The organism is Variovorax sp. 01T439_2, assembly GCF_056398445.1.
In genome coordinates this window covers 1-3,278 of the sequence record NZ_JBFTPJ010000677.1, presented here as the reverse complement: position 1 = coordinate 3,278, position 3,278 = coordinate 1, and the positions used below count along the sequence as shown (strand labels likewise).

Here is a 3,278-nt window from a genome sequence, read left to right as displayed (position 1 = left end):
GCAGAAGGCGATCCTGCAGGTCGTGCGCCGCCTGGCCGATGCCGGCGAGATCGTCGTAGCCGCGCCTGGTACCGATGATTTCGTCTGACGCCTTTCCTGCCGCCGCGCGTCCGCGCCTGTCCGCCTGGCAGCGCTGGGAGATGGGCGCGATCGACGCGGATGCGCTCGCGGCGCGCAGCGCCAGCATCGAAGTGCCCGCTGCGCCGCGCGTCGACCCGGCCGCGCTGGCACGCGAGGCCGAGCTCGAACGCCTGCGGCTGGAAGCGCGCGCCACCGGCGAGGCCGAAGGCCGCCGCGAGGGCTGGGCGCAAGGCCATGCCGAAGGGCGCGCCGAAGGCCTGGCGGCCGGCCTGGCCGCGGCCAGCGCGCATGCCGAGCAATTGCGCGCACTGGCCGCCTCGCTGCCGGCCGCATTGCGCAGTGCCGAGAGCGAGCTGGCCGATGCCATCCTGGCGCTCGCGCGCGACGTCGCGCGCCAGGTGATCCACCGCACCCTGCGCGCCGAGCCCGAATGGGTACTGGCGCTGGTGCAGGACCTGCTGCACACCGAACCCGCATTGCAGGGCGAACCGCGCCTGCTGCTGCACCCCGAAGACCTGGCGCTGGTGAAGAACAGCCTCGGCGGCGAACTGCAGGCCGCCGGCTGGCAGCTGCGCGCCGACGACAGCCTGGCCCGCGGCGGCTGCCGCGTGCGTTCCGCGAGCGGCGAGATGGATGCCAGCCTGGAATCCCGCTGGAAGCGCGTGGCCGGCGCCTTCAGCCGCGATGCCGAACCCGATGGAGCCTGAAGCCATGCAAGCCACCGCAAACACCGCCGCGCCCGGCGCCATCAACCCGCACCTCAAGTCCTGGCTCGGCACGCTCGCACAGGCCCGCGGCGAGGTCGGCCTGTGCATGACCATCGCCACCTCGGGCCGCCTGACGCGCGCCGTCGGCCTGGTGCTGGAGGCCGTGGGCCTGCAGCTGCCGGTCGGCAGCGACTGCCTGATCGAACTACCGCCCGGCTATCCGCAGCGCCATGCCGAGGCCGAGGTGGTCGGCTTTGCCGGCGACCGCCTGTTCCTGATGCCGCAAAGCGAAGTGGCCGGCCTGCTGCCGGGTGCGCGCGTGTTTGCGCGGCCCGGTCCTGCGCAGTTTGCGGGCGGCGCTTCCGGCGATGCCCACACCAAGCGGCTGCCGGTGGGCGAAGGCATGCTCGGCCGCGTGGTCGATGCCGCCGGCCGGCCGCTCGACGGGCTCGGCCCGCTCGACGTGAGCCGCCGGGTGCCGCTGGGCGCGCCGCCGATCAATCCGCTGGCGCGCGCGCCGATCGATTCGGTGCTCGACGTGGGCGTGCGCGCCATCAACGCCATGCTCACGGTGGGCCGCGGCCAGCGCATGGGCCTGTTCGCGGGCTCGGGCGTCGGCAAGAGCGTGCTGCTGGGCATGATGGCGCGCTACACCAGCGCCGAGGTGATCGTGGTCGGCCTCATCGGCGAACGCGGCCGCGAGGTCAAGGACTTCATCGAGAACACGCTGGGCGAGGAAGGCCTGGCGCGCTCGGTGGTGGTGGCCGCGCCGGCCGACAACTCGCCGCTGCTGCGGCTGCAAGGTGCAGCCTATGCCACCTGCCTGGCCGAGTACTTCCGCGATCAGGGCCGCGACGTGCTGCTGATCATGGATTCGCTCACGCGCTATGCGATGGCGCAGCGCGAGATCGCGCTGGCCGTGGGCGAGCCGCCCGCGACCAAGGGCTACCCGCCTTCGGTGTTCGCCAAGCTGCCCGCGCTGGTGGAGCGCGCCGGCAACGGCGCGCGCGACGCCAACGGCCGCGGCGGCTCGATCACGGCCTTCTACACCGTGCTGTCCGAAGGGGACGACCAGCAGGACCCGATCGCCGATTCGGCCCGCGCCATCCTCGACGGCCACGTGGTGCTGTCGCGCACGCTGGCCGAGGCCGGCCACTACCCGGCGATCGACATCGAGGCCTCCATCAGCCGCGCGATGACGGCGCTGATCGAGCCCTCGCAGTTCGACACCGTGCGCCGCTTCAAGCAGGCGCTCTCGCGCTACCAGCGCAACCGCGACCTCATCAGCGTCGGCGCCTATGCGGCCGGCCACGACCCGCAGCTTGACCAGGCCATTGCGCTCTATCCGCGCATCGAGGCCTTCCTGCAGCAATCGATGCACGAGCGCTGCGACTACGCCGCGTCCATCGAGCGCATGGGCAGCCTCTTCGAATCCGCCTGATCCATTTCCCTTCCACAGGAGTTGCCATGCCGCACAAGCTTCCGCTCGACACGCTCACCGACCTCGCCCGCACACGGACCGACGATGCGGCGCGCCAGCTCGGCCTGCTGCAGAACGCGCAGGTCAGCGCCCACCAGAAGCTGGAGCTGCTGCTGCAATACCGCCAGGACTACAGCGACCAGCTGCAGGTGCTGATGGAGAACGGCCTGCCCTCGGCCCAGTGGCACAACTACCGCAACTTCCTCGGCACGCTCGACGGCGCCATCCAGCAGCAGCAGGCCATCGCCGCGCAGGCGGCCAGCCGGCTCGACCATGGCCGCAGCGAATGGCAGCAGCACAAGCGGCGCCTGAACTCCTTCGACGCACTGGCAGAACGCGCACGGCGCCAGGAACTCGTGGTCGGCGCGCGGCGCGAGCAGCGCGACAGCGACGAGCGCACGGCACGCAAGTTCTTCGACCGCGCCTCCCAACCGACACCCTGACGCACATGCCTTCCCCCATCGCCCCTTCCTTCAGCCCGAACGCGGCTGCCTCCGCGGCTTCTTCCACCGCCGCCGGTGCACGCGGCCGCAACGCCGAGGAGCCCGGCGGCCGCAGCTTCGATGCGGCGCTGGYCCGCTCCCGCAACGCGGGCGCAGCGCAAGCGCCGGAAGACGCCGAATCGTCCGCGCTCGAAAGCACGCACCGCCGAAAGGCATCGCGCGCCGGCGACCGCAAGGACGAGCTTCCCGCCGAGTTGCTGCCGATGTCTTTTTTTGCGCCGCTGGTGGCGCCGCCAGCTGCCGCTACTGCTGCGCTTGCAGCCGGTGCGTCCGCCGCCGCCTCGGTGCCCGATGGCGTCCAGGCCGTGGTGCCGGGCGATGCGCCGGCCGACACGCTGGCTGGAGAGACCTCGGACGCTGCGGCAGGCCAGACGGCCGTCGCGGCGGATGCCGAAGGCGAAAGCACTGCGCAGGCGAAGCCGGCAGACGGTGCACAGCAGGCCGCGGCCCCGGACACCGCGCAGCCGGCGGAGGCACGCGCCGCCATGCAGGCCGCAGCCGCTGTAC

At 72.3% G+C, this 3,278-nt stretch carries 3 protein-coding genes and 1 pseudogene; all 4 read left to right on the top strand.

Annotated elements, in window-relative coordinates:
• Positions 1-74 precede the first annotated feature (74 nt).
• Complete coding sequence (gene fliH / locus AC1DOC_RS25710) at positions 75-788, top strand: flagellar assembly protein FliH (protein ID WP_478079548.1); 714 nt, start codon at positions 75-77, stop codon at positions 786-788.
• On the top strand, positions 715-2,229 hold the full coding sequence (gene fliI / locus AC1DOC_RS25705) for a flagellar protein export ATPase FliI (RefSeq protein WP_478079549.1): 1,515 nt from the start codon (positions 715-717) through the stop codon (positions 2,227-2,229). The genes fliH and fliI overlap by 74 nt, the downstream gene beginning before the upstream one ends.
• 26 nt (positions 2,230-2,255) lie before the next feature.
• Positions 2,256-2,711: a flagellar export protein FliJ gene (gene fliJ, locus AC1DOC_RS25700; RefSeq protein ID WP_015866946.1), complete on the top strand. Its 456-nt coding sequence runs from the start codon at positions 2,256-2,258 to the stop codon at positions 2,709-2,711.
• Positions 2,712-2,716: 5 nt separating this feature from the next.
• Positions 2,717-3,278, top strand: a pseudogene (locus tag AC1DOC_RS25695) (flagellar hook-length control protein FliK); the annotation flags it as partial.